Here is a 23,212-nt window from a genome sequence, read left to right on the forward strand (position 1 = left end):
CCCCACGATCAAGACGTTGCGCCTAGTCCCGCCGTTGGCCGGACGAATCGCTGCCGCATCTCTTCTATACCGGCTCGGCAGAAGCAGCCCTCGAGGTGGTCATTGACGAGCCCCATTGCCTGCATGAAAGCATAGACGGTCGTCGGCCCGACGAAGGTCCAGCCGCGTCTTTTCAGATCCTTCGAAATCCTGACCGAGGTCGGCGACGTAGGATTGGCTCTTAGCGCATCGTAATCCACGATCTCTGGACGCTCTCCTCCGCCAGGTTCCTGCGACCAGAAATAGGCGGCGAGCGATCCGAATTCATCGCGCATCTCCCTCGCCCGTCGGGCATTGTTGATGGTCGATACGATCTTGCCGCGATGGCGGACAATGCCGGGATCGGCAAGGCAACGCTCGACCTCGGCCCCGCCATATTCGGCAATCGCGTCGAAGTCGAAACCGGCAAAGGCGGCGCGGAACGCTTCGCGCTTCCTCAGGATCGTCAACCAGGACAGGCCCGATTGGAAGCCTTCGAGGCAGATCTTCTCGAAGAGCCTGCGGTCGTCCGCCACGGGCCGGCCCCACTCCTCGTCGTGGTAGCGGCGATAGTCTTCGAGATTGCCGTGCCAGGCGCAGCGCAGGAGCCCGTCTTCGCCCACTGTCAAACCTTTTTCCGGCATCAGCCCAGACCTCGCTCTCGTTTCCCTTTTGTTCCATTTACCATTTACAAACCAGATTCATAAAGCCGCAAATAACCCTACCCAAAGCTTTCTTGCGTAAGCGGCCTTTTAACGGCGGCCGTTTACCTTTCGGTGGCGAGCCGATGCGACCATCCCGGCTCCGAACCCTGGCTTAATTTACGGCGTTATGTAGCGAGTCCGTCCGATTATGAAGAAATTCCTTTTGCTTGCCACGTCCTTCCTCTGCATGCTCCCCTTCAGCGCCGGCGCGCAGGACCGCTATCAAAATCGTCCGCCGGTCATCGTCAGCCCGGATCTGACGGCCCCCTGGGTGATGCAACTGATCGGCGAAAGGGTGCGCCCCGTCGTCTACCGGTCCCAGGCGCCGGCCGCCACCCGAAAACCGCTCGAGCGGCGTCAGGTAAAACGCCGGCCAAACCCCGCACTCGTGCAACCCGTTGCCGCCCCGCGCGCGCAAAAGCCGGTCAAGACAAAACTGGACCCGCAGTTCCTGCCGCAGATGGTGGCGTATGAGACCAAGGAAAAGCCCGGCACGATCGTGATCGATACCAACAACCGCTTCCTGTACCTCGTTACAGGAAGCGGCGAAGCCCGACGCTACGGCGTCGGAGTGGGCAAACCGGGCTTTGAATGGGCCGGCGAACACAGAATCACCCGCAAGGCCGAATGGCCGAGTTGGACGCCGCCGCAGGAGATGATCGCGCGTGAGGCGGCCAAGGGCCATTACCTTCCTGCCCGCATGGACGGCGGGCCCGACAACCCGCTTGGCGCGCGCGCCATGTATCTCGGCTCCACCCTCTACCGCATCCATGGCACCAATGCCCCCTGGACCATCGGCTACGGCGTCTCCTCCGGCTGCATCCGCATGCGCAACGAGGACGTTGTCGATCTCTATGAGAGGGTCAAGGTCGGCACCAAGGTCGTCGTTTTATAGCAACGGGTAGAGTATCTCCCGGCGACTATGCGTCTTTACTTTACGGTCGTGATCAAAAAGCAACAGCGGTTACCTGCGATACAAGTGCCGAGGCGTCCTCTGGTCTATCGCATGTATCGCAGGCTTGAAGTTGCGACTACAACGCATAGCCTGCCTGGAACGAGGGTTGAGAGGGAATCATAGATGAGACTTCATGCCAAGTTGGTTGCGCTCAGCGTCGCGGCCGCTGCCCTGCTTGCTGCGGCGAATGCTTCGGCGTTCACGCCCGCCGCAGATGCTAGGCCCGCCGCCAAGCGCTCGGATGTCGTGCTGGTCGCGCAGCAGAAGAAGCCGCCGAAGAAATATTGGCGCACCAAGGTTCGCTTCCGCACCGAGGAGGCTCCCGGCACGATCGTCGTCGATACCAACAACAAGTTCCTCTACTATATCGACGGCCCGAACCGCGCGACGCGCTACGGCATCGGCGTCGGCCGCGAGGGCTTCGGCTGGTCCGGCATTGTCAAGGTGGGCCGGAAGGCCGAGTGGCCGAGCTGGACACCGCCCGCGGAAATGCGCGCGCGAGAAGCGGCCAAGGGCCGGATCCTGCCGATCACCCAGGAAGGTGGCATCGACAACCCGCTCGGCGCCCGGGCGCTTTATCTTTACAAAGGTGGCCGCGACACGATTTTCCGCATCCACGGCACGAACCAGCCCTGGACTATCGGCCAGAACATGTCGTCCGGCTGCATCCGAATGATGAACGAGGACGTCGAGCATCTTTACGATCGGGCGCCGATCGGAACCAAGGTGATCGTAATCGGCCCCGGCAACAAGCACGGCGATATCAGCTTCGACGACCGCGGCGTCGACATTTTCCGCACGATCTTCGGCGGCTGAGGGACACCGCGATTGCCCCTCTCCTCGGGTTTAGCCCGAGGACTAGCCCTCTCCCCGCTCCCGGGGACTGGAGCGGGCGCCTCGTCGCTTCTCCCCGTCAGAACGGGGAGAAGGACGCGGCAGCGAAACGAGGGGCGCGTCTCTCACCTCTCACCCGTCAAAGCTCCGCCGGCTTCTCCCCCCCATAGGCCCAATCCAGCAGCTCGACGGTATGCACGATCGGGACGCCGGTTCCGGTTGCAATCTGCGTGATGCAGCCGATATTGCCGGTCGCGATCACGCTCGCCTTGGTGGCTTCGAGGTTTTTCACCTTTCGCACCTTTAGTTTTGCCGAAATCTCCGGCTGCAGGATGTTATAGGTGCCGGCCGAGCCGCAACAGAGATGGCCTTCCGCCGGTTCGCGCACTGCGAATCCGGCACGCCTTAGAAGCTGCTTCGGCGCACTCACGATCTTCTGGCCGTGCTGCATCGAGCAGGCGGAGTGATAGGCGACGGTCAGCCCACGCGCCTCCTGCTCCGGCAACTCCAAGATCGCAAGATATTCCGTCACGTCTTTAGCGAGCGAGGAGACCTTCGCGGCTTTTTCGGCGTAGGCGGGATCGAGCCGCAGCATATGGCCGTAGTCCTTGATCGTCGTGCCGCAGCCGGATGCGGTGATGACGATGGCGTCAAGACCGTCTTCCTCCGCGGTCTTCAGCCAAGCGTCGACATTGCGCCGGGCGGAGTCCAGGGCCTGCTCCTCCCGACCCATATGGTGGACCAGCGCCCCGCAGCAACCCTCACCTTCCGCCACGACGACCTCGATTCCGTGCCGCGTCAGCAGCCGGATCGTCGCCTCGTTGATCTCCGGGCGCAACACCGGCTGGGCGCAACCCGTCAGCAGCGCCACTCGGCCGCGGCGGATACCCTTTGCCGCATGCACCGCGGGCCTTGCAGCGTGGGATGCGGAAGGGAGCGTGGCCGGTGCGAGATCGAGCATGACGCCGAATGTCTTTAGCCAGGGAACGCGCTTGAGCAGCCCCGACAGCGGCCGCGCAAGACCCGCCGCTCTCAGCGCCAGGCGAAAGCGCTTCGGCGAGGGCAATGTCGCGGCGATGACCGAACGGGCGAGACGTTCGCCGAACGACCGCCGAAAGGTCTTCTCGATGTGGATGCGGGCATGGTCGACGAGATGCATGTAGTCGACACCGGAGGGGCAGGTTGACACGCAGGAGAGGCAGGAGAGACAGCGGTCGATATGCGTGACGGTTTCCTTATCGGCCGAGCGGCCGTTTTCCAGCATGTCCTTTATGAGATAAATCCGCCCGCGCGGGCTGTCGAGCTCGTCGCCGAGGAGCACATAGGTGGGACAGGTGGCGGTGCAGAAGCCGCAATGGACGCACTTGCGCAGGATCTTTTCGGATTCGGCGACATGCGGATCGGCTAGCTGTTCAGGGGAAAAGTTCGTCTGCAACCGAATACTCCAATACCAGGCTCAGCACGCATCATATTCGGCTGAGCCTAAAGCCACCAGCTTTCCGGGTTGGTGATCGGCTCCTCTCGCGCTGCTTTCTGAAGGCCGACGACACAGCGCACGACGATCCACACCGCCGTGGCAACGAAGCCGAGCACACCAATCAAAACAACGGACAGCAGCGCCGAGACAACGACAAAGAGCAAGGCGATCCAGAAGGTGCGGATCGCCCAGTCATAATGCGTTCTCGCCCAGACGTCGGCGGCTCCACGATTGAGATAGGCGAGCACAAGCCCGATCAGCGGCGTGATCCCGATGGCAAAGCCGAGCAGATACGAGACGTAGACGATCTGGATGTTGACCTTGCCGGGTTCCAGCCAGCGATCGGTCTCTCGGGAATGCGGCATCTGCGAACCAGGATCGGTCATCGAGGTCTCCTTCGCCGTTGGGCGTGTTTGTGGCGATGCTTCACGCAACCGCCATTCGCCCGGGATTAAAAATCCGCGATGGGTCGAACGACGCACGCAGGCGCTCCGCCAATTGTGCCACAGCGGGGGCCTGCGGTTCGAAGGCCGGTATGCGGGTGCGTTCCCCCTCTCCGGCGCGCAGAAGCGTCGCGTGCCCGCCCCCAACTGCCCGGATGTAGCGACGCAGGAGCTCGGCCTCGCATTCCGCCTCCATGCGCAGCCAGACGAGGCCGCCCTGCCAATCATAGAAGGCGTCCACCCCGGCCTGCAAACGAAGCGCGGCAACGAGCTGGTGCCCCGCCGAGGGCGCAACCGAGACGCGCCAGAGCGGCCGCATGGTGCCGTCGGCATAGGGTTTTGCGTCGCGGATCTCGGTCCAGAGCGCCTTCGTTTGATCGAGATCGAGCGTCGCGACCGGGCCGAAGCGCGCGAGGGCCGAGGCAAGCTTTTGCGCCCGCAGCGAAACGGAGGCCGCCAGGCCCTCCAATCTCAGCGCGGTTGCCGCCCCCTCTGGCAGCGCGCCGCCGATGAAGCGTCCTCCCACGCTCTCCGGCAGATGCGCCGCGCCCGACACCTCCACCGGTTGGGCCATCGCCTCGGCCATGACTGCCGCAGCCTCCGCATCATTGAGACCGGAAACAACAATGGTGGCGGCCGCCGGCGGAATCGGCAGCACCTTGAAGGTGACCTCCGTCAGAATGCCGAGCGTGCCATAGGATCCGGCCAGGAGCTTCACCAGATCCAGCCCGGTGACGTTCTTCATAACCCGGCCGCCGGCCTTGATCACCTCACCGCGGCCATTGATGAACCGTACGCCGAGCAGGCTGTCGCGCGCGGCTCCGGCGACGTAACGGCGCGGCCCGGAGACGTTGGCGGCGAAAACTCCGCCGATCGTCGGCTCGCCCGAGGTGCCGAAGACCGGGCGATGATCCATCGGTTCGAAGGAGAGCATCTGGCCCTTCGCATCGAGCGCGGCCTCGACCTCGGCCAACGGCGTTCCCGCGAGCGCGCTCATCGTCATTTCTGCCGGATTGTAGGTGACGATGCCGGCGAGGCGTCGGGTCGAGAGGGTTCGGTCCGCCCGCACCGGATTGCCCAGGCCCGAACGCGTACCGCCACCGACAATGGAGAGGGTAACGCGCTCTGCGGCGGCCGAGCGGACGACTGAAGCGATCCCCTCCTCGCTTGCCGGTTCGAAATGGACGATCATGCGGCGGGCCGTCCTTCGAGCGGAAACACTTTCGACGGGTTCAGGAGCCATTGTGGATCGAAGGCCGCTCGTACGGCCATCTGCTGGTCGAGGTCGGCCTGGCTGTATTGATGCCGCATCAGCTCGCGCTTCTCGATGCCAACGCCGTGTTCGCCGGTCAGGCAGCCGCCGGCTTCGACGCAGAGCTTCAGGATATCGTTGCCGGCGGCTTCCGCGCGGGCGGCATCCTCCGGATCGTTGATATCGTAGAGGATCAGCGGATGCATGTTGCCGTCGCCGGCGTGGAAGACATTGGCAACGCGAAGGCCGTAGCCCGCGACGATCTCGCCGGTCCGGCTTAGGACATGGGAGAGCTGGCTCAGCGGCACGGTGCCGTCCATGCAGATGTAGTCGGCAATGCGACCGGTGGCGCCGAAGGCGGATTTCCGGCCTTTCCAGATCAGCGCCGCTTCCATTGCGGATTGCGATTCCCGGATCGTCATCACGTCGTGACGCCGAGCGATCTCGATGATGCTTCGAAGCATTGCCTCCATCTCGACTTCCGAGCCCTCGACCTCGACGATCAAAAGGGCCTCCACGTCGAGCGGATAGCCGGCATGGGCAAAGGCTTCGCAGATCTCGATCGCCGGCCTGTCCATGAATTCGATCGCAACCGGAATGATGCCTGCCCCGATGATGTCGGCGACGCAGGAACCGGCCGCCTCCGACGAAGCGAAGCCGAAGAGCACCGGGCGCGCGCCTTCCGGCTTGGCGATCAGCCGGACGATCGCTTCAGTGACGATGCCGAGCTGGCCCTCCGAACCGCAGACGAGGCCGAGAAGATCATAGCCCGGCGCATCGATCGCCTTGCCGCCAAGCTCGATCACCGTGCCGTCGAAAAGCACCATCCTGACGCCCAGAAGGTTATTGGTCGTCACGCCGTATTTCAGGCAATGGGCGCCGCCGGAATTCATGCCAATATTACCGCCGATGGTGCAGGCGAGCTGCGAACTCGGATCGGGAGCGTAGAAAAAGCCATCCGCAGACACCGCTTCGGAAATATTGAGATTGGTGACACCCGCTTGCACCGTGGCCGTGCGGTTGAAGAGATCAATGTCGAGAATGCGCGACATTTTCGAGAGGCCGACGACGATGGCGTCCTCCTGGGGAATGGCGCCGCCGGAAAGGGACGTGCCGGCGCCGCGCGGCACGACGGGAATACCATAACGGCTGCAATACCTAAGCACGGCGGCAACCTGTTCGGTCGACTCCGGCAGGACCACTGCCAGCGGCATACGCCGATAGGCGAGAAAGGCGTCCGTCTCGAAGGGTTTCAAGCCGCGCTCGTCGCTGATCAGACAACCGTCCGGCAACAGATCGGCGAGGTCGGCAATGATCTCCCCTCGGCGGTCAAGAACGGCCTGCCTGGGTTTCAGAAAGCCGATCGTTTCCGGCATGAACTCCTCCGAGCAGATTCGCCTAGGGCAGACATCGGCAGCCAATGACGGCTGTACTGACGGCCATCGCGGGCTGGTATTTTTTGTTTACCACTGGAGCGCCGGCCGGGGCAAATGCTAATGGGGTACTTCGTGTCGATCACCTACAGCGCATGCAGGGACCGCTCTCAAAGGCCCCTGCCCTGGTGCATTGGCAATGGAAGCGGGCGGATGCTACTTGTGCGCTGCCTCTTCATGATGGCGGCGAATCCGCCTTACCACCATCCAGACACCCACCACCGCGATGGGGACGGCAAGGCCGGTGAGGACGCCGGGGTCGATCGGAATCTCGTGACTGAGAGGCTTGGCGAGGTAGCCGAACAGCCCAACGACGTAATAGGAGATCGCGGCAACGGAGAGGCCCTCAACTGTCTGCTGCAAGCGCAATTGCAGCTTCGCACGGCGGTCCATCGAGTTGAGCAGCGCGCTGTTTTGCCGTTCGAGTTCGACGTCGATCCAGCTTCTCAAGAGCGACGTGGCGCGCGTCAACTTGGCCGAAAGATTGGCCTGCCGTTCTTCAACCGATTGGCAGGTCCGCAGGGCTGGCGCCAGCCTCCGTTCGAGGAAGGTCCCAATCGTCTCATAGCCGGGCACGGGCGTTTCGGAGAGCGTGCGGATGCGTTCCTGAACGATACCGTAATAGGCACGGCTCGCGCCGAAGCGATAGAGACTGAGGGCTGCGCCGGCTTCGAGATCGGCGGCGAGACGGGTGATTTCGGAAAGCATCTCGTCCGCTTCCTCGCGGACATTCTCCTTCATCCGCTGCGTGATCGCTGTCAGTGCGTCCTCGGTGCGACGGATTTCGGGCGAAAGTGACTGTGCCAGCGGCAGGCCGAGCATGGCAAGCGTTCGATAGGTCTCGATGTCGAGCAGTCGCTGCACCAAGGCGCCAGTACCCGCTTCAGTCAGTCCCCTGTCAATGACGAGAATTTGGGTGAGACCGTCGCCGTTTTGGCGAAAATCCGTCAGGAGCACCGCTTGGCCATTTTTCGTCTCGCTGTAGCAGAGGCTCTTCGGATCGAAGAGATCGATCGCCTCTCGCGTTTGCGGCGTGTCGGGGCGTATCTCGAGGCGAATGCCGGAAATCAGCAGGCCCGGCGGCGAAAAACCGTCACCGAAAGGGTGGATGGCGACGTCGTCGCCGAAGCGTTCGGGAGCCGGTGCATCCCAGAAATAGGTGGAAAATTCCGTATGCCTTTCCCAGCGCAGAGTGCCTTGTCCCCACGGCATCGCATGGTGGCTGGCGTCACGGCCAGGCGGCGCGATGCCACGGGAACGCGACAGTTCGGAGAGCACGGCATGATCGACGATCGATCCGCCTTCGGTGAGGAAGGCAAGTTGGAAAATCACGCGTGGCGTCGTCACCAGCGCGTAAGGACGTGCGTGAACTTCGCCCAGCGCCTGGGCGCGCAAGGGTGCAACCGGAAATGCAAAACTGCCCTTTGGCATGAAGCGCTTCGTCCCCCTCACGCATTCATCACCATTTTCTTATCAACCCGTCGAGAAAAAAGTAATGGGCGCATTGACGCAGTTTGATCTTTGTGAAACCGCAAAGTGGACAATCAATTTGACCACTTGCCGTGGGCTGCTAGATTTCCGATGAGCGGAAGGCGTGAGGACAAAGCGGTTTTTCGCGCGGGGAGAACACGCCGTGACTGAAGACCAGACCGACCTCTATGCTCGTATCAGCCATAGCCGCACCGCTGACGAGGTCGTGCAGCAGATCGAGCTTCTGATCCTCGAGGGCGTGCTGCGCGACGGCGACCGACTGCCGGGCGAGCGGGAGTTGTCGAAGCGATTCGACGTGTCGCGACCGATCCTGCGCGAAGCGCTCAAGGAACTGGAGGCGCGCGGCCTCCTCGAGAGCCGACACGGTGGCGGCACCTTCATCGCTGACGTGGTCGGACAGATCTTCTCGAAGCCGCTGATCGAACTTATCGGACGCCACCCCAAGGCGACGCAGGACTATCTCGAATACCGGCGCCAACTCGAGGGCCTGACCGCGGAGCTCGCCGCCACACGCGCCACGGACTTTGACCGCGATATCCTGACCCGGGTCCTCGGACGCATGCGAGCGGCGCACCGCATCGGCAATTTCGACGAAGAGCTCGAGGCGGACATCGAGTTGCATAACGCGATCGGCGAGAGCGCCCACAATATCATCCTGCTGCACACGTTGAGAGCCTGCTATCGTCTCTTGACCCAGGGCATCTTCTTTCACCGCAGCACCGTCTTCAGCGCACCGGGCGCACGCGATCGGCTGCTGGCGCAGCATGAGGCGATCTATGACGCGATCATGGCGCGCGATGCAGAGGCCGCCAAGGCAGCAGCCCAAAGCCACATCGATTTCGTCGCCGCCGCGGCGCGTGAGGCGGAGCGCAGCGGCGAGTGGGCGCGCATCGCCCGGCTGCGCCTGCAGCAACGGGATCGCGGCGCGTAGAGCACAAAGATTTCTAGATGACGTGTCCACATGCTTGAAATCGGATCTGCGACTGGCGACGTCGCTTCCGCGGAGTCCAAGCAATTGTTCAATCTATCTAAAGTTGCGCTTCGGGTGTGGAACCTCAGCGCTTCTCAACGGTTAACTCCGCGCGGCCATTTACAGGCAGAGCAAACGGCCTATTTTTGGGATGTCTAATTCTACTGATTCGCGAAGAGGAGCAGTAATCAGTTGAGTCTATTGCACCGGCTGGCCTCTGATGTGCATCTGATGCTGCGTCGCCCAGCGCGCATGCAATATGCCGCGCTGTGCTACCGCGTCCAGAAGAAGGCGAACGCCGTCGAAATCCTCCTGCTTACGAGCCGAGATACCGGTCGCTGGGTCATACCCAAAGGGTGGCCGATGCAGGGAAAGCGCGCCCATGAAGTGGCCGAGCGCGAAGCTTACGAAGAGGGCGGCGTCAGGGGCAAGGTGCACAAAGCCACGATCGGCTCCTATGTTTACCAGAAGCGGATGGACCATGGCCTGCAGATCACCTGCAAGGTTCAGGTTCACGCGCTCGAGGTTGAGAACCTCGAAAAGAACTTCCCCGAAAAGGGCGAGCGCAAACTCGAGTGGTGCGACTACCGCGAAGCCTCGAGCCGTGTTGCCGAACCCTCGCTGAAGCGACTTATTCTCGACTTCGGCAAACGACTGACCGCCACCCGGCCGAAACCCGCCTCGAAGGCGGCCAACGGCTGACGGCACGCGCGTTCCCCGTCGCCATCCCCCCAATTCCGCTTGAATGCGCCGGCTCCTGCCGCTACTGGCGAGCATGACAATGGAGAAAAGATTGGTGACGAGGCCGCACCGGAGCCTGGCAAAGCAGACACTGGACAAGGATCTCGACAAGGTAAGCCTCGCCGAGGAAGCATCCTATTACGTCATGCGCCGGCTGGCGGCTCCAGGCTTGGCCGCGCTGTTCCTCATTCTCAGCATGACAATCGCTGCGAGCTATTTCACCGGCGCATCTGGCATTGCCATAGTCGCGGTCGCCGCCGTGGTCGCCGCGTATATGGCGATGAACATCGGCGCCAATGACGTGACGAACAATGTCGGCGCTGCCGTCGGCGCCAAGGCGATGACAATGGCGACGGCGCTGGTGCTCGCCGCTACATTCGAAATCGCCGGGGCACTGATCGCGGGGCGTAAGGTCACGCTGACCATAGAAGCCGGTATCGTCGACGGCGCGCGTCTGATCAACGCCGAAGCGCTGGTCTGGGTGATGATGGCGGCGCTGATCTCTGCGGCGGTCTGGATCAACTTTGCCACCTATGCCCGCGCGCCGGTTTCAACCACACATTCGGTCGTCGGCGGGATTATTGGCGCCGGAGTCGCGGCCGCGGGACCTGGCAGCGTCAAATGGTTGACCATCGCCGGCATCACCGCCAGCTGGTCGATCTCGCCCCTGCTCGGCGGCGCCATTGCCGCCCTCTTTCTCGCCTTCCTCAAGGAGTTCGTCATCTACCGCAGCGACAAGATCGCCGCTGCGAGGCGTTGGATGCCGGTCGTTCTCGGAGTGATGGCTGGAGCTTTCACCGCCTATGTGCTGGCTTTCGCGCTTGTGCGCGTATCCATCATCTCGCTTCCGACCGGATTGCTGGCTGGTGCCCTTGCGGGCGGCGTCTGCTACGTCTTGAGCAAGCCGTGGATCCATCGCCACTCTGAAGGGCTGGACAACCGCAACCAGTCCCTTCGCAAGCTGTTCCGCCTGCCCCTGATCGTCGCCGCGGCACTGCTTTCCTTCGCCCATGGAGCCAATGACGTCTCGAATGCCATCGGGCCCCTTTCGGCGATCGTCGCAGCTGTCGGCGGCACGATCTCGGCCCAGAAGTCGGAGGCACCGTTCTGGGTACTCATGATCGGAGCGCTCGGCATTTCGCTCGGTCTCCTGCTCTACGGTCCCCGGCTGATCCGCGTCGTCGGCGAGGAGATTACCCGTCTCAACCCGATGCGCGCCTTCTGTGTCGCGCTCGCAACGGCAGTGACCGTCCTCCTCGCCACGGCGCTTGGCCTGCCGATCAGTTCCACGCATACGGCGGTGGGCGCCGTTTTCGGGGTTGGCTTCTTCCGCGAATGGTACATCCGGCATTCCAGGCGGCGGCTCGAATATGTTCGCCAAAAGACCGGTCAGGCGGACTTCATGGAAGCGGTCGAGACGAATTTCGCCGAGGTGCGTCGCCGGAGACTGGTGCGCCGCTCGTATTTCCTGACGATCGTTGCTGCCTGGGTGATCACCTTGCCGATATCCGCGCTGCTCTCGGCACTCGTCTATCTGGTACTTGCCCGGCTGTTTCTCTGAAGGTGATCTTGATGCGTGCCAACTTCCGTATGCAGCGCCTGTACGTCGAAAGTCCGCTTCATGGCGGCGCGGAGCACAATGCTACAAAGGAGCAGTTCAACTATCTCGTCAACGTGCTGCGCCTTGGCGAGGGCGCGTCGATCCTGCTTTTCAACGGTCGTGACGGCGAATGGCGCACTGAGCTTTCGCTGCCCTCCCGCAAACAGGCGAGGTTGACCGCGGTCGAGCAGACACGGCCGCAGCCCGCGCCTTGCGACCTCGTCTATCTGTTTGCTCCGCTCAAGGTGGGCCGGCTGGACTATCTCGTGCAGAAGGCGGTAGAAATGGGTGCCGGCGTGCTGCAGCCAGTAATGACGCAGCATGTCCAGGGCAAGATCGGCAGTCTCGACCGCGTGCGCGCCAATGTCATAGAGGCGGCCGAGCAGTGCGGCGTGCTCGCAATTCCGGCGGTCAATCCGCCCCGCAAGCTCGAGGACCTCCTGGCGGAATGGCCCCATGACCGGCGCATCATCTTCTGCGACGAAGGCAACGAAAGCCAAAATCCGCTGCCGATTCTCCAAAGCCTCGCCGAATGCCGGCTTGCGCTGCTGATCGGCCCGGAAGGCGGCTTCTCCGAGGCCGAGCGAACCCTCTTGCGCGGCCTGGACTTCGTGACGCCGATACCGCTTGGTCCGCGCATTCTGCGCGCCGACACGGCGGCGGTTGCGGCGATGGCGGTCATTCAAGCCTCGATCGGGGACTGGCGATAGAGCACGGAACTTCTGCGGAGTTTTTTTGAGGGCATCTTGAAAGAAATTGACTTGCACCGCACTTGATTACGGTTCAAGTGCCCTCCAGTCCTTCCTGCTATCCGGCAGGAGCCGTTCAAACGAAGAAGACGAATATGGCCCGAGACACCACCGACCAGACGCCGGTTACCTCCGTTGCCGACCTGACCGCCTATCTGGCCTCGGGATCGAAGCCGAAGGAGCAGTTTCGGATCGGCACGGAGCACGAGAAATTCGCCTTCTTCAAGGCAGACAACAGCCCCGTGCCGTATTTCGGCGAGGCCAGCATACAGGCGCTCCTCAAAGGTATGGCCGAGCGTAACGGTTGGGAGCCGATCGTCGACGAAGGCAACATCATCGGCCTCGCCGACAGGAGCGGCAACGGCGCGATTTCGCTGGAGCCCGGCGGCCAGTTCGAGCTTTCCGGCGCTCCGCTCGAGAACCTGCACCAGACCTGCAAGGAGTCGAACCAGCACTTGGCTGTGCTTCGCGAAATCGCCGAGCCGCTCGGCATCGGTTTCCTGGGAGTGGGCGGCAGCCCAAAGTGGAGCTTTGCCGAGACGCCGCGCATGCCGAAGTCGCGTTACGCGATCATGACGCGTTACATGCCGAAGGTCGGGACAAAGGGCCTCGACATGATGTACCGCACGTGCACCATCCAGGTAAATCTCGACTTCTCCTCGGAAGAGGACATGCGGCGCAAGATGCAGGTATCGATGAAGCTGCAGCCGCTCGCAACCGCCTTCTTCGCGAGTTCCCCCTTCACCGAAGGGAAGCCGAACGGTCTTCTTTCCTGGCGGGGCGACATCTGGCGCGACACCGATAACCAGCGCGCCGGGCTCCTGCCGGCCGCCTTCTCGCCCGGCTTTGGCTTTGTCGACTATGTCGAATGGGCGCTCGACGTGCCGATGTATTTCGTCGTGCGCGGCGGCCATTACCACGACTGTACCCACATCACCTTCCGCCAGTTCATGAATGGCGCGCTGAAGGGCGAGATCGCCGAATGGCAGCCAAACATGGGCGACTGGACCAATCACCTTTCGACGCTGTTCCCCGACGTCCGTCTCAAGCGCTTCCTGGAGATGCGCGGTGCCGACGGCGGTCCATGGCGACGGATCTGTGCGCTGCCGGCCTTCTGGGTCGGGCTGCTCTATGACGACGACGCCTTGACGGCGGCAGAGCAGCTGACACGCGACTGGACGCTTGAAGAGGTCCAGCTTCTCCGGGATACGGTGCCCGCGCAGGCGCTGAGGGCGCAACTCGGAACGAGGTCGCTCTTCGACATCGGCCGTGAAGTGCTGGCGATTTCGCGCTCCGGTCTGAAGCGGCGCAGCCGCCTGAACGGCGACGGCATCGATGAGAGCCAATTTCTCGCGCCGCTTGAAGAGGTTCTGGCGAAGAAGGCGACGCTCGCCGAGGACCTGCTGACGCTCTACAACGGCCGCTGGAGTGAATCAGTTGAGCCGATCTTCGCGGAATACCAGTACTGACGGAACCTCCCCTTACAAAAACCGGTTTCTCGACCATCGATTCCCGTTATAGTGCAACGACATGCGTCGTTCGGCCGGGAGAAATGGGATGGCACCGCTTTTTGACATGTTCGCACAGGCGCAGAACGGCCGCGCCATTGAATTGATGGCAAAACAGTTCGGTCTTGCACAGGAGCAGATGGTAAAGGCATCGGCGGCGCTGATGCCCGCTTTTTCCACCGCCTTCAAGCGCAACACGACCAATCCCTACGACCTCGGATCGCTGATGACGGCGATCTCGACGGGCGATTACGCCAAGTACTTCGAAGATATGAAACAGGCCTTCACGCCGATGGGCATCGCCGACGGCAACGACGTGCTCGACCAGCTCTTCGGCTCGAAGGAAATGTCGCGTGCGATCGCCGCCCAGGCAGCGCAGATGACCGGGATCGGCCAGGAAATCTACAAGCAAATGCTGCCGGTGATGGCGAGCACACTGATGGGCGGCCTTTTCAAGGAAACGATGAGCCAGGCCAACGAGGCGCTTGCGAACAACCCCATGATGCAGCTGATGCGGCAGTGGATGGAGGCGACCAACCTTGTCCAAAAGCCGGTACCGCCTGCGAACCCCTTCGACAATCCCTTCATGCAGGCCATGCAAAATTTCTACGGCATCGGCAAGGCGAAGGAGGAACCGAAGGCACCTGATCTTTTCGCCGATAATCCCTTCGTCAAGGCTTTCCAGGACATGATGCGAAGCAGCGCCGGCATCGGCCAGAAAGCGCCTGAGCCCGAACGGAACCAGGCCTTCGCCCAATTCTCGCAGATGATGAACAAGATGTTCGACACCGGCCTGGAAATGCAGAAGGAATATCAGAAGAAGATCGACGCACTGTTCGAGAGCTACAAGACCGGCTCGGGCGACAAGAGTTAGGCCAAGCTGATTTGCTCCTCACTTCGGCGAAAAAAAGCCCGGCACATGTCTTTGCATGTACCGGGCAAGGGGCAGGGTCTATTGGCTCATACCCTGCGGGGAACGGGTCGGTGCGTCATCGTCACCGTAACTCGGAACTTTCGGCATGATCCGCGCAATGGCGGCAAACTATTGCGGGATCATGCCGTAATTGGCGCATCCAAGGTGGCGGGGATACGCCAGGGGAAAATCAGTCGTGCCGGACTCCTCTGTAGAAGAGGCTCGCCCGATTGCGCGAGGCGCGCGTCAGATAGCTCGCGGGATTGTCGAAGAAGGGTGAAGTCAGAGCCTCGTTCAGGTCTTTCCGTTTGAGGCCCATGTCAAGCAGCTGCCGGTCGTCGAGCTCGTGCAGGCGCGCGATCTGGGATCGATTTCGATAGAGACGCCAGACAGACGTCAGCACACCCATCACGGCTGCGGCACGGGATGCAAGCGACGGCTTGCCGGCAACGAGGTCGAGGGCGTGATCGGTCGTGCGCATGACGGTGCTCCTTTTCTAAGGCACGCAGATGCCCATCCCTGCGGGGAGGTCATGCGCAGGGCAGGCGGGGATGGTTTGGGGCGGCTCGGCGAGCTTCGCCGAGTGCTTTGAAGTGATTTGCAACCTATGAATCGCAAATCGTTATTGATCAGTCCAACGAATGTTTCTAATGATATTCATCAAACACTCTTATGGGTATACGGCCATGTCCGCACCGCTCGATATCGACCAGTTGCAAACTTTCGTTGCCATCGCAGATACGGGTAGCTTCACCAAAGCGGCCGAACGCGTCTTCAAGACCCAGTCCGCCGTCTCGATGCAGATGCGCAGGCTCGAGGAGCGTATCGGCAAGCCGCTCTTCATGAAGGACGGTCGCGGCAACCGGCTGACGGTCGAAGGCGACCGTCTGCTGAATTTCGCCCGGCGAATGATCCGTCTCAACAACGAGGCGATCGCCTCCTTCGATGACAACCGGCTCGAAGGCACACTGCGCATCGGAACGCCAGACGACTACGCCGATCGCTACATGCCGGAGATCATCGTTCGCTTTGCCAAGACGCACCCGAACGTCGAACTTTACATCGTCTGCGAGCCATCGGCCGACCTGGCGGAGAAAATGGCGAAGGGCGACCTCGATATCGCCTTGGTGACGCACAATCCCCGCGCTCGTGCCTCCGACGTCGTCAGGACCGAGCCGCTCTGCTGGGTGAGTTCGGTCAACCATCCGCTCCCCGAAAACGCGCCGATCCCGCTTGCGGTCGGACGCCGTGACTGCCTGTGGCGGCAGGCGGCCTGCGCCGCCCTCGATGCGACCGGTCGCGAATACCAGATCCTGTTCACGAGCTGGTCGTCGACGGTCGTTGCCGCGGCCGTGCTTGCCGGCATGGCCGTCTCCGTGCTGCCGGAATCGGCGCTTCGTCCCGGCATGAAGGTGCTAACGCTCGCCGACGGCTTCCCCGCCCTGGCGCCGGTGCAGATCGGTATCATGAAGCGGCCGGGCCTGTCGCCTTCGCTCTCGAACGCCATCACCAACCACATCACCGCCTGCCTCGACAACATTACGCCGATCGCCGTCAACGACGACCTCGACGGCGAAATCAAGGGCTATCCCCGGTACCCGCGTCTCCGGCAGAGCCACATGCTGCCGGGCTGGTGAGGCATCAAGCAAACCCGTAAAGACAAGGTCACGCCCGCTAGAGCATGGCCTTTCTTCCCGCGCGCACTTATCCACGTTCCGCCACTTGGGAGACCGGCCTCCCCGTACAGGTCGCTTCCAGTGCTCATACCGATGATCACGGACAAGATAATCTCGACTTGTATTCACGATTGATTTCGATAGTTGTTTCGGATCATGCTGACCCTTCGACAGATGCGCTATTTCGACGCCCTCGCCACGGCGCGTCATTTCGGCAAGGCGGCCGAACTCGCCCATGTCAGCCAGCCGGCGCTCTCGGCACAGATCATGGAGATGGAAGACCATCTGGGCGTCAAACTCGTGGAGCGGAGCCGCGCCGGCGTCTTCCTCACGCCCGCAGGCGAGGATGTGCTGGTGAAAGTGCGCGCCATTCTGGCCGACGTCGACAGGCTGGAGGAGAGCGCGCGTGCGCGTTCCGGAACGCTTCACGGGCGAGTTCGACTTGGCGTGATCCCGACGCTTGCCCCCTACTTGGTGCCGAAGCTCATTCCCCATCTGCGAAAGCACTATCCGGCGATCGAAATCGAGCTCAAGGAATCCGTGACCGATCGGCTGGTTGCCGATCTCGGCGAAGGCCGGCTCGACGCGGTCATCGCCGCGCTGCCGATCGACAATGACGCGGTCCTCACCCGTCCGCTCTTCTCGGACCGCTTCTTCATGGCGATCGCCGACAACGACCGAAACGTGCTGATGTCGCCGCTGACGGAAGACAACGTGGACATTTCGCGACTGCTGCTGCTCGAGGAGGGCCATTGCCTGCGAGATCAGGCGCTGGCCGTCTGCAACACCGCGGGAAAGCGGCAGCTGACGAGTTTCGGCGCCACCTCAATGGCCACCCTGCTGCAGATGGTCGCCAACGGCATGGGTATGACGCTCATTCCCGAGATTGCTGTCCCGACCGAGGCGGCGCGCAACGCGATCCGCATCGTGCCCTTCGCCGCTCCCGAACCATCACGCGAAATCGGTCTCGTCTGGCGACGCAGCAATCCGCGCCGGCGCGACCTGGAGGCGCTCGCCGAAGCGATCGTCGCCTGCGGGCGAACGGCGTCTGCGACGCCGGTCATTGTGGGATAGAGCGAAGCCCCCTCCCCTTTGGCTGCCCGTCATCGCGTTTCAGGCAAGCTTTTCCCTGAGGAAGGCAACCGTGCGCTCCCAGGCGAGATCGGCCGCAGCCTCGTCATAACGGGCGGCAGACGTATCGTTGTTGAAGGCGTGGTTGACGCCCTCATAGACATGGATCGTGAAGTCCTTGCCGGCTTTCGCCAGAGCCTGCTTATACGCCTCGATGCCGGCATTGATGCGCTCGTCCAGACCCGCATAATGCAACAGCATCGAGGCCTGGATCTTCGGCACGTCTTCCGGCTTCGGCTGCGAGCCGTAATATGCGACCCCCGCCCTGAGGTCTGGCGAATTCACGGCAAGCCGGTTGACGAGACCGCCGCCCCAGCAAAAACCGATCGCCCCGATGTTGCCTGTGCTTTCCTCATGCCCCTTGAGAAAGGCGACGGTCGCGACCGCGTTCGCATTGGTCTCTTCCGCATCGAGCGCGCTGATCATCTCCCGTGCCTTGTCCTCGTCGCTCGGCGTTCCGCCGTCGGGTGAGAGAAAATCCGGGGCAAGGGCGACGAACCCCTCGATCGCGACCCGGCGCGCGACATCCCGGATATGCGGATTGAGGCCGCGGTTCTCATGGATGACGATGACCGCCGGCAGCTTGCCCGAAGCATTGGCCGGGCGCACGAGATAGCCTTTCATTTCGCCATCGGCGCCGGGATAGGTGATGTCCTCTCCCTTGATGCGCTCGTCGCTCGCGGCGATCACCTCTGCCCTGGCGCTGTTGGCCGCCAGCATCGGCGCAATCGCGGCTGCGGCCGCAGCCGATCCGGCAAGCGCCGTCAATCGCTCCATGAAGCGGCGACGATCCAGCGTCAAATGCGTGTATTCGTCATAGGCATCGATCATCGCCTGGGTAATGATAGGCTGGTCCATGGCGCCCTCCGTCGGCAAATCCCTGCAGGCGGCGCGCCAAAGCGAGAACCGCCCGCCAACAACATAGGTCAGCGAGCGGCGAATCGACGTCAAAACTGCGTTACCGGCGGAAGACGATGTGGCCGTCGGCCCTGACTTCTTCCTTGCACTGCAAGATGACGTTGATGCTCAGGCGCCGCCCGGATAGTTCGGGCTCTCGCGGGTGATCGTCACCCCGTGGGCGTGGCTTTCACGCAAGCCCGCCCCGGAAATGCGCACGAAGGTAGCCCGCTCTTGGAAGCCCTTGATCGTCGCGCCGCCGACGTAACCCATTGAGGCTCGCAGACCGCCGGCCAGCTGGTGCAGGACGCCACCGACCGGGCCCTTGTAGGGGACCTGGCCTTCGATGCCCTCCGGCACGAGCTTCAGCGTGTCACGAACTTCCGCCTGGAAATAGCGATCGGCCGAGCCGCGGGCCATTGCGCCGACGGAGCCCATGCCGCGGTAGGCCTTGAAGGAGCGGCCCTGGTAGAGGAAGACCTCGCCCGGGCTTTCCTCGGTGCCTGCGAGAAGCGAGCCGACCATGACGGCGGACGCGCCGGCGGCAATCGCCTTGGCGAGGTCACCGGAGAATTTGATGCCGCCGTCGGCGATGACCGGGATGCCAAGGGCCTGAGCCGCTTCGACCGCTCCCATGATGGCCGCAAGCTGCGGCACGCCGACACCGGCGACGATGCGGGTCGTGCAGATCGAGCCGGGGCCGATACCGACCTTGACGGCATCGGCGCCGGCATCGATCAGCGCCCTGGTGCCGTCAGCCGTCGCCACATTGCCGGCCATGACGCGAACCGAGTTCGACAGCTTCTTGACACGCGCGACAGCGTCGAGCACGCGCTGAGAATGACCATGGGCCGTATCGACGACAATCAGGTCAACGCCGGCGTCGATCAGCCGCTCGGCACGCTCGAAACCGTCATCGCCGACGCTGACGGCGGCGGCCGCGCGCAGGCGCCCCTGACCATCCTTTGAGGCGTTGGGGTTTAGCTGCGACTTCTCGATGTCCTTGACCGTGATCAGGCCGACGCACCGGCCTTCCGGATCGACGACCAGGAGCTTTTCGATACGGTGCTTGTGAAGGAGGCGCTTGGCTTCCTGCTGATCGACGTTCTCCTTGACGGTGACCAGGTTCTCCCGGGTCATCAGTTCATGGATCTTCTGGGACGGATCGGAGGCGAAGCGAACGTCGCGATTGGTGAGGATGCCGACAAGGCGGCCCTGCTTCTGACCGCCGCTCCCGCCATTCTCGACGACCGGAATGCCGGAAATTCCATGCGCCTTCATCAGGCCCAGCGCGTCGGCGAGCGTCGCCTCCGGCCCGATCGTCACCGGATTGACGACCATGCCGCTTTCGAACTTCTTGACCTGGCGGACCTCTTCCGCCTGCTCGGCCGGCGTGAGATTGCGGTGAATGACGCCGATACCGCCGGCTTGGGCCATGGCGATTGCAAGCCGTGCCTCGGTCACCGTGTCCATCGCTGCGGAAAGGATCGGCAGGTTGAGGTCGATGTCCTTGGCGATGCGGGTGGAGATGTTCGTCTGGCCCGGCATGACCTCCGAATGTCCCGGCTGGAGCAGAACGTCGTCGAAGGTCAAAGCCTCCAGACCAGTTGCCGTTTCGATGATGCGCGCCATGGCCAATTCCTCTTCGATAAACGAAAATCCCCGGGGACGCTCAGCGATTTGTCCACCGGGTGACTTCAAAGCTTGTCTTGGAAGTTGGCGAGGGCTCGTAACACGGATATGTCGGAATGGAAATAGTAAAGGCCCGGAAATCGCCCGGGCCCGGCACAAATTTGTTGCAGAGCAATAAACGGCTCCGGCATGTCAGATGTCGAACTGGTAGCTGGCTGGGACGAAACGGTATCCCTGATCCTTGCGTTCAACGAAGCCTACAGCCGGAAACGGCATGTGGTAGCCGATGAAGGGCAGCCGATCCGTCGCTATCAAATCGAAAACCTTCTTGCGCGTCGAAGCCGCGGCGGCCTTGTCCATGTCGAAGCGGACCTCCCAATCGGGGCGCTGCAGCGACAGCACGTAGTGGTTCGCCGTGTCCGACGTCAGGATCAGGGCCTGCCCGTCCGAATCGACTCTGAAGATCAGGTGTCCGGGGGAATGGCCGAACGCGGCTATAGCCGAAATTCCAGGCACGACTTCGGCTCCGTCGCCGATGAAGGTGGTCTTCTCGGCGAGCGGCACGACCTTTTCCAGCACGGCCTTGTGCCCGTTTTCGGCCGGCGTTCCGACACGCGCCGTATCCTTCCAGAAGTCATATTCGACGTGACCGGTCACATAACGGGCATTAACGAAGGCCGGCTTGCCGCCCTCCGTCAAGCCACCGATGTGATCGCCATGCATGTGGGTGATGACGACGACCGTCACCTGGTCGGGCGCGTAGCCGGCGGCGCGAATACCTTCTGCCAGTTTCCCCATGCCATTCTCGCGACCGCCTTCTCCGAAGCCGGTATCGAACAGCACGAGATCCGATCCGGTATCGACGAGTACCGGGGAGAAGCCGTTGACGAATGCGGATGTCGGCAGGAAGTTCTCGGTCAGAAGCGCCGAGACCGCGTCGGCCGATTGGTCGGTGCCATAGGTCTCGTGCGGACTGCCCGAAGTCCGCGTGCCGTCGCTGATCACCGTGACTTTGAAGCTTCCGAGCTTCAGAGTCCTGAACCGCGTCCGGCCGGACGCCACTCCTTCTTCCCTGCTTTCCTGAGCCATCGCAAGCCCTCCCCAAAGACCCGGCGCCGCCAAGGTCCCTGCGGCTGCTCCAAACAACGTCCGGCGTTTCAGTGAAAATGGCATCTATCCTCTCTCCTCAAACGATGAGTGCTTTCGAAGCGCCCCTGGCATGCAACGGACAGGTGGTGCCTTGACAGCAAAGGGCAACCGGAATCACAGGCTTTTGATCTGCAATTCCCGGTTTTGCCCCGACAAAGCCATCGCGAGCCTCTACCGGCGCCATAACCAACCCGAAAGCATCTCGATGAACCGCATCGTCCCGATGATCCTCGCCGTAGCGCTCTTCATGGAGCAGATGGATTCCACCGTGATTTCGACGTCGCTGCCGGCGATCGCGCGCGACATCGGAGTTGGGCCGATCACGCTGAAGTTGGCGCTGACCTCCTACATGGTGGCGCTGGCGATCTTCATTCCCCTGAGCGGCTGGATGGCGGACCGGTTCGGCGCCAAGCGCATCTTTCGCGCGGCGATCATCGTCTTCATTGTCGGCTCGGTGTTCTGCGCCGTCGCCGACAGCCTCGTTGCTTTCGTGCTCTCGCGCTTCCTGCAGGGCATTGGTGGCGCGATGATGACGCCGGTCGCCCGTCTCGTGCTCGTCCGCGGCACCCCGCGCAGCGAGCTCGTCTCGGCCATGGCACTGCTCACCATTCCCGCGCTGGTCGGGCCGCTGACGGGCCCGCCGCTCGGCGGCTTCATCACCACCTATTTCTCCTGGCACTGGATTTTCCTGATCAACGTGCCGATCGGCATTGCCGGCTACCTGCTTTCCGGCATCTATCTGCCCGAGATGGAGCGGCGGAACCCGCCGCCGGTCGACCTTCTCGGCTTCCTGCTTGGCGGCATTGCCGCCGCCGGCGTCGTCTTCGGCCTCTCCGTCATCAGCCTGCCGGCGCTGCCGCCGGCGGTCGGCTTCGCTTCGATCTCGGCCGGGATCGCCGCCACGCTTCTTTACATCCTGCACGCGCGGCGGCATCCTGCGCCGGTGCTCGATCTCCGCCTCTTTCGCGACGGCACCTTTCGCGCGGCCCAGGTCGGCGGGACAATCTTCCGCATTTCCGTGGGCGCGGTGCCGTTCCTGATGCCGTTGATGCTGCAGATCGGCTTCGGCCTCAACCCGTTCCAATCGGGTCTCATCACCTTCATCGGCGCCGTCGGCGCCATTACCACCAAGTTCTTGGCCCGCCGGGTGCTGGCGCTTGCCGGTTTCCGCACCACGCTGATCATTGCCGCGGCGATCGCGGCCGTGACCACCTTCGCCAACGGCTTCTTCACGCCGGCGACACCCTACCCGTTGCTGCTCTCAATCCTGCTCGTCGCCGGCTTCGCCCGCTCCTTCTTCTTCACCAGCGTCAACGCGCTCTCCTTCGCCGAAATCGACGATGCGGACGCAAGCAAGGCGACATCGATGAGCGCCGTGCTGCAGCAGATCAGCCTCGCCCTCGGCGTTGCCGCGGCCGGCGCCATCCTCGAGGTCGAGACGACCATCAGCGGCGAAGCGCTCAGTCTCGAAGACTTCCACATCGCCTTCATGATCATCGCCGTTGCCAACCTGCTGGCGGCGATCCCCTTCCTCACCATGGCGAAGAATGCCGGCGCTTCCGTTTCCGGCCACCGCCTGCCTATGCGGGAGGCGGAGACGACGGCGGTGAAGTGACACCCGAGCCTACCTTCAACAGGC

Annotated in this window: 21 protein-coding genes; 11 read left to right on the forward strand and 10 right to left on the reverse strand. The window is 62.6% G+C overall.

Annotation, left to right across the window (positions count from 1 at the left end):
- Positions 1 to 8: 8 nt before the first annotated feature.
- Positions 9 to 662, reverse strand: a complete 654-nt coding sequence (locus J2Z31_RS09800; RefSeq protein WP_209601704.1) for a DNA-3-methyladenine glycosylase I — start codon at positions 660 to 662, stop codon at positions 9 to 11.
- Between the two features lie 205 nt (positions 663 to 867).
- Here J2Z31_RS09800 and J2Z31_RS09805 point away from each other — a divergent pair, with 205 nt between their 5' ends.
- Both J2Z31_RS09805 and J2Z31_RS09810 read left to right on the forward strand, forming a co-directional pair.
- On the forward strand, positions 868 to 1,617 hold the full coding sequence (locus J2Z31_RS09805; RefSeq protein WP_408022028.1) for a L,D-transpeptidase: 750 nt from the start codon (positions 868 to 870) through the stop codon (positions 1,615 to 1,617).
- A gap of 183 nt (positions 1,618 to 1,800) precedes the next feature.
- Complete coding sequence (locus J2Z31_RS09810; RefSeq protein WP_209601706.1) at positions 1,801 to 2,493, forward strand: L,D-transpeptidase; 693 nt, start codon at positions 1,801 to 1,803, stop codon at positions 2,491 to 2,493.
- A 157-nt stretch (positions 2,494 to 2,650) separates the two neighbouring features.
- Here J2Z31_RS09810 and glcF read toward each other — a convergent pair whose 3' ends face one another.
- The 5 genes from glcF to J2Z31_RS09835 form a co-directional block, all read right to left on the reverse strand.
- Positions 2,651 to 3,946 carry a glycolate oxidase subunit GlcF gene (gene glcF / locus J2Z31_RS09815; RefSeq protein ID WP_209601707.1) on the reverse strand — a complete coding sequence of 432 codons (1,296 nt, stop codon included), beginning with the start codon at positions 3,944 to 3,946 and terminating at the stop codon, positions 2,651 to 2,653.
- 47 nt (positions 3,947 to 3,993) lie between these two features.
- Positions 3,994 to 4,374, reverse strand: a complete 381-nt coding sequence (locus tag J2Z31_RS09820) for a DUF4870 family protein (protein ID WP_209601708.1) — start codon at positions 4,372 to 4,374, stop codon at positions 3,994 to 3,996.
- A gap of 40 nt (positions 4,375 to 4,414) precedes the next feature.
- Entirely contained in the window at positions 4,415 to 5,623 is a 1,209-nt protein-coding gene (gene glcE / locus J2Z31_RS09825) for a glycolate oxidase subunit GlcE (RefSeq protein WP_209601709.1), read from the reverse strand.
- Positions 5,620 to 7,059 carry an FAD-binding oxidoreductase gene (locus J2Z31_RS09830; protein WP_209601710.1) on the reverse strand — a complete coding sequence of 480 codons (1,440 nt, stop codon included), beginning with the start codon at positions 7,057 to 7,059 and terminating at the stop codon, positions 5,620 to 5,622. Before J2Z31_RS09830 ends, glcE begins: the two co-directional genes overlap by 4 nt.
- A gap of 213 nt (positions 7,060 to 7,272) precedes the next feature.
- Complete coding sequence (locus tag J2Z31_RS09835) at positions 7,273 to 8,547, reverse strand: DUF3422 family protein (RefSeq protein ID WP_209601711.1); 1,275 nt, start codon at positions 8,545 to 8,547, stop codon at positions 7,273 to 7,275.
- Positions 8,548 to 8,749: 202 nt separating this feature from the next.
- On the opposite strand from J2Z31_RS09835, the gene J2Z31_RS09840 reads away from it, so the two are divergent.
- The 6 genes from J2Z31_RS09840 to J2Z31_RS09865 all read left to right on the forward strand — a co-directional run bounded on the left by J2Z31_RS09840 (position 8,750) and on the right by J2Z31_RS09865 (position 15,049).
- Complete coding sequence (locus tag J2Z31_RS09840) at positions 8,750 to 9,538, forward strand: FadR/GntR family transcriptional regulator (RefSeq protein WP_209601712.1); 789 nt, start codon at positions 8,750 to 8,752, stop codon at positions 9,536 to 9,538.
- Between the two features lie 231 nt (positions 9,539 to 9,769).
- Positions 9,770 to 10,279: an NUDIX hydrolase gene (locus J2Z31_RS09845; RefSeq protein ID WP_209601713.1), complete on the forward strand. Its 510-nt coding sequence runs from the start codon at positions 9,770 to 9,772 to the stop codon at positions 10,277 to 10,279.
- 79 nt (positions 10,280 to 10,358) lie between these two features.
- Complete coding sequence (locus tag J2Z31_RS09850; protein WP_209601714.1) at positions 10,359 to 11,879, forward strand: inorganic phosphate transporter; 1,521 nt, start codon at positions 10,359 to 10,361, stop codon at positions 11,877 to 11,879.
- A gap of 11 nt (positions 11,880 to 11,890) precedes the next feature.
- Positions 11,891 to 12,628, forward strand: a complete 738-nt coding sequence (locus J2Z31_RS09855; RefSeq protein WP_209601715.1) for a 16S rRNA (uracil(1498)-N(3))-methyltransferase — start codon at positions 11,891 to 11,893, stop codon at positions 12,626 to 12,628.
- A 134-nt stretch (positions 12,629 to 12,762) separates the two neighbouring features.
- Complete coding sequence (locus J2Z31_RS09860) at positions 12,763 to 14,136, forward strand: glutamate--cysteine ligase (RefSeq protein WP_209601716.1); 1,374 nt, start codon at positions 12,763 to 12,765, stop codon at positions 14,134 to 14,136.
- An 88-nt stretch (positions 14,137 to 14,224) separates the two neighbouring features.
- On the forward strand, positions 14,225 to 15,049 hold the full coding sequence (locus tag J2Z31_RS09865; protein WP_209601717.1) for a DUF937 domain-containing protein: 825 nt from the start codon (positions 14,225 to 14,227) through the stop codon (positions 15,047 to 15,049).
- 229 nt (positions 15,050 to 15,278) lie between these two features.
- Here J2Z31_RS09865 and J2Z31_RS09870 read toward each other — a convergent pair whose 3' ends face one another.
- Entirely contained in the window at positions 15,279 to 15,569 is a 291-nt protein-coding gene (locus tag J2Z31_RS09870) for a DUF1127 domain-containing protein (protein WP_209601718.1), read from the reverse strand.
- A gap of 205 nt (positions 15,570 to 15,774) precedes the next feature.
- On the opposite strand from J2Z31_RS09870, the gene J2Z31_RS09875 reads away from it, so the two are divergent.
- Positions 15,775 to 16,725 (forward strand): LysR substrate-binding domain-containing protein, encoded by a 951-nt coding sequence (locus J2Z31_RS09875; protein ID WP_209601719.1) that lies wholly within the window; start codon positions 15,775 to 15,777, stop codon positions 16,723 to 16,725.
- Between the two features lie 195 nt (positions 16,726 to 16,920).
- Complete coding sequence (gene oxyR / locus J2Z31_RS09880; protein WP_209601720.1) at positions 16,921 to 17,838, forward strand: hydrogen peroxide-inducible genes activator OxyR; 918 nt, start codon at positions 16,921 to 16,923, stop codon at positions 17,836 to 17,838.
- A 39-nt stretch (positions 17,839 to 17,877) separates the two neighbouring features.
- Here oxyR and J2Z31_RS09885 read toward each other — a convergent pair whose 3' ends face one another.
- The 3 genes from J2Z31_RS09885 to J2Z31_RS09895 all read right to left on the reverse strand — a co-directional run bounded on the left by J2Z31_RS09885 (position 17,878) and on the right by J2Z31_RS09895 (position 21,597).
- Positions 17,878 to 18,753, reverse strand: a complete 876-nt coding sequence (locus J2Z31_RS09885; RefSeq protein WP_209601721.1) for a dienelactone hydrolase family protein — start codon at positions 18,751 to 18,753, stop codon at positions 17,878 to 17,880.
- A 168-nt stretch (positions 18,754 to 18,921) separates the two neighbouring features.
- Positions 18,922 to 20,424 carry an IMP dehydrogenase gene (gene guaB / locus J2Z31_RS09890; RefSeq protein ID WP_209601722.1) on the reverse strand — a complete coding sequence of 501 codons (1,503 nt, stop codon included), beginning with the start codon at positions 20,422 to 20,424 and terminating at the stop codon, positions 18,922 to 18,924.
- A 192-nt stretch (positions 20,425 to 20,616) separates the two neighbouring features.
- Positions 20,617 to 21,597 carry an MBL fold metallo-hydrolase gene (locus tag J2Z31_RS09895; protein ID WP_209601723.1) on the reverse strand — a complete coding sequence of 327 codons (981 nt, stop codon included), beginning with the start codon at positions 21,595 to 21,597 and terminating at the stop codon, positions 20,617 to 20,619.
- 181 nt (positions 21,598 to 21,778) lie between these two features.
- Between J2Z31_RS09895 and J2Z31_RS09900 the strand changes: the two genes are divergently transcribed.
- On the forward strand, positions 21,779 to 23,188 hold the full coding sequence (locus tag J2Z31_RS09900; RefSeq protein WP_209601724.1) for a DHA2 family efflux MFS transporter permease subunit: 1,410 nt from the start codon (positions 21,779 to 21,781) through the stop codon (positions 23,186 to 23,188).
- The last annotated feature ends 24 nt before the right edge of the window (positions 23,189 to 23,212 follow it).

Source organism: Sinorhizobium kostiense (assembly GCF_017874595.1).
In the GTDB taxonomy this organism is placed as follows: domain Bacteria; phylum Pseudomonadota; class Alphaproteobacteria; order Rhizobiales; family Rhizobiaceae; genus Sinorhizobium; species Sinorhizobium kostiense.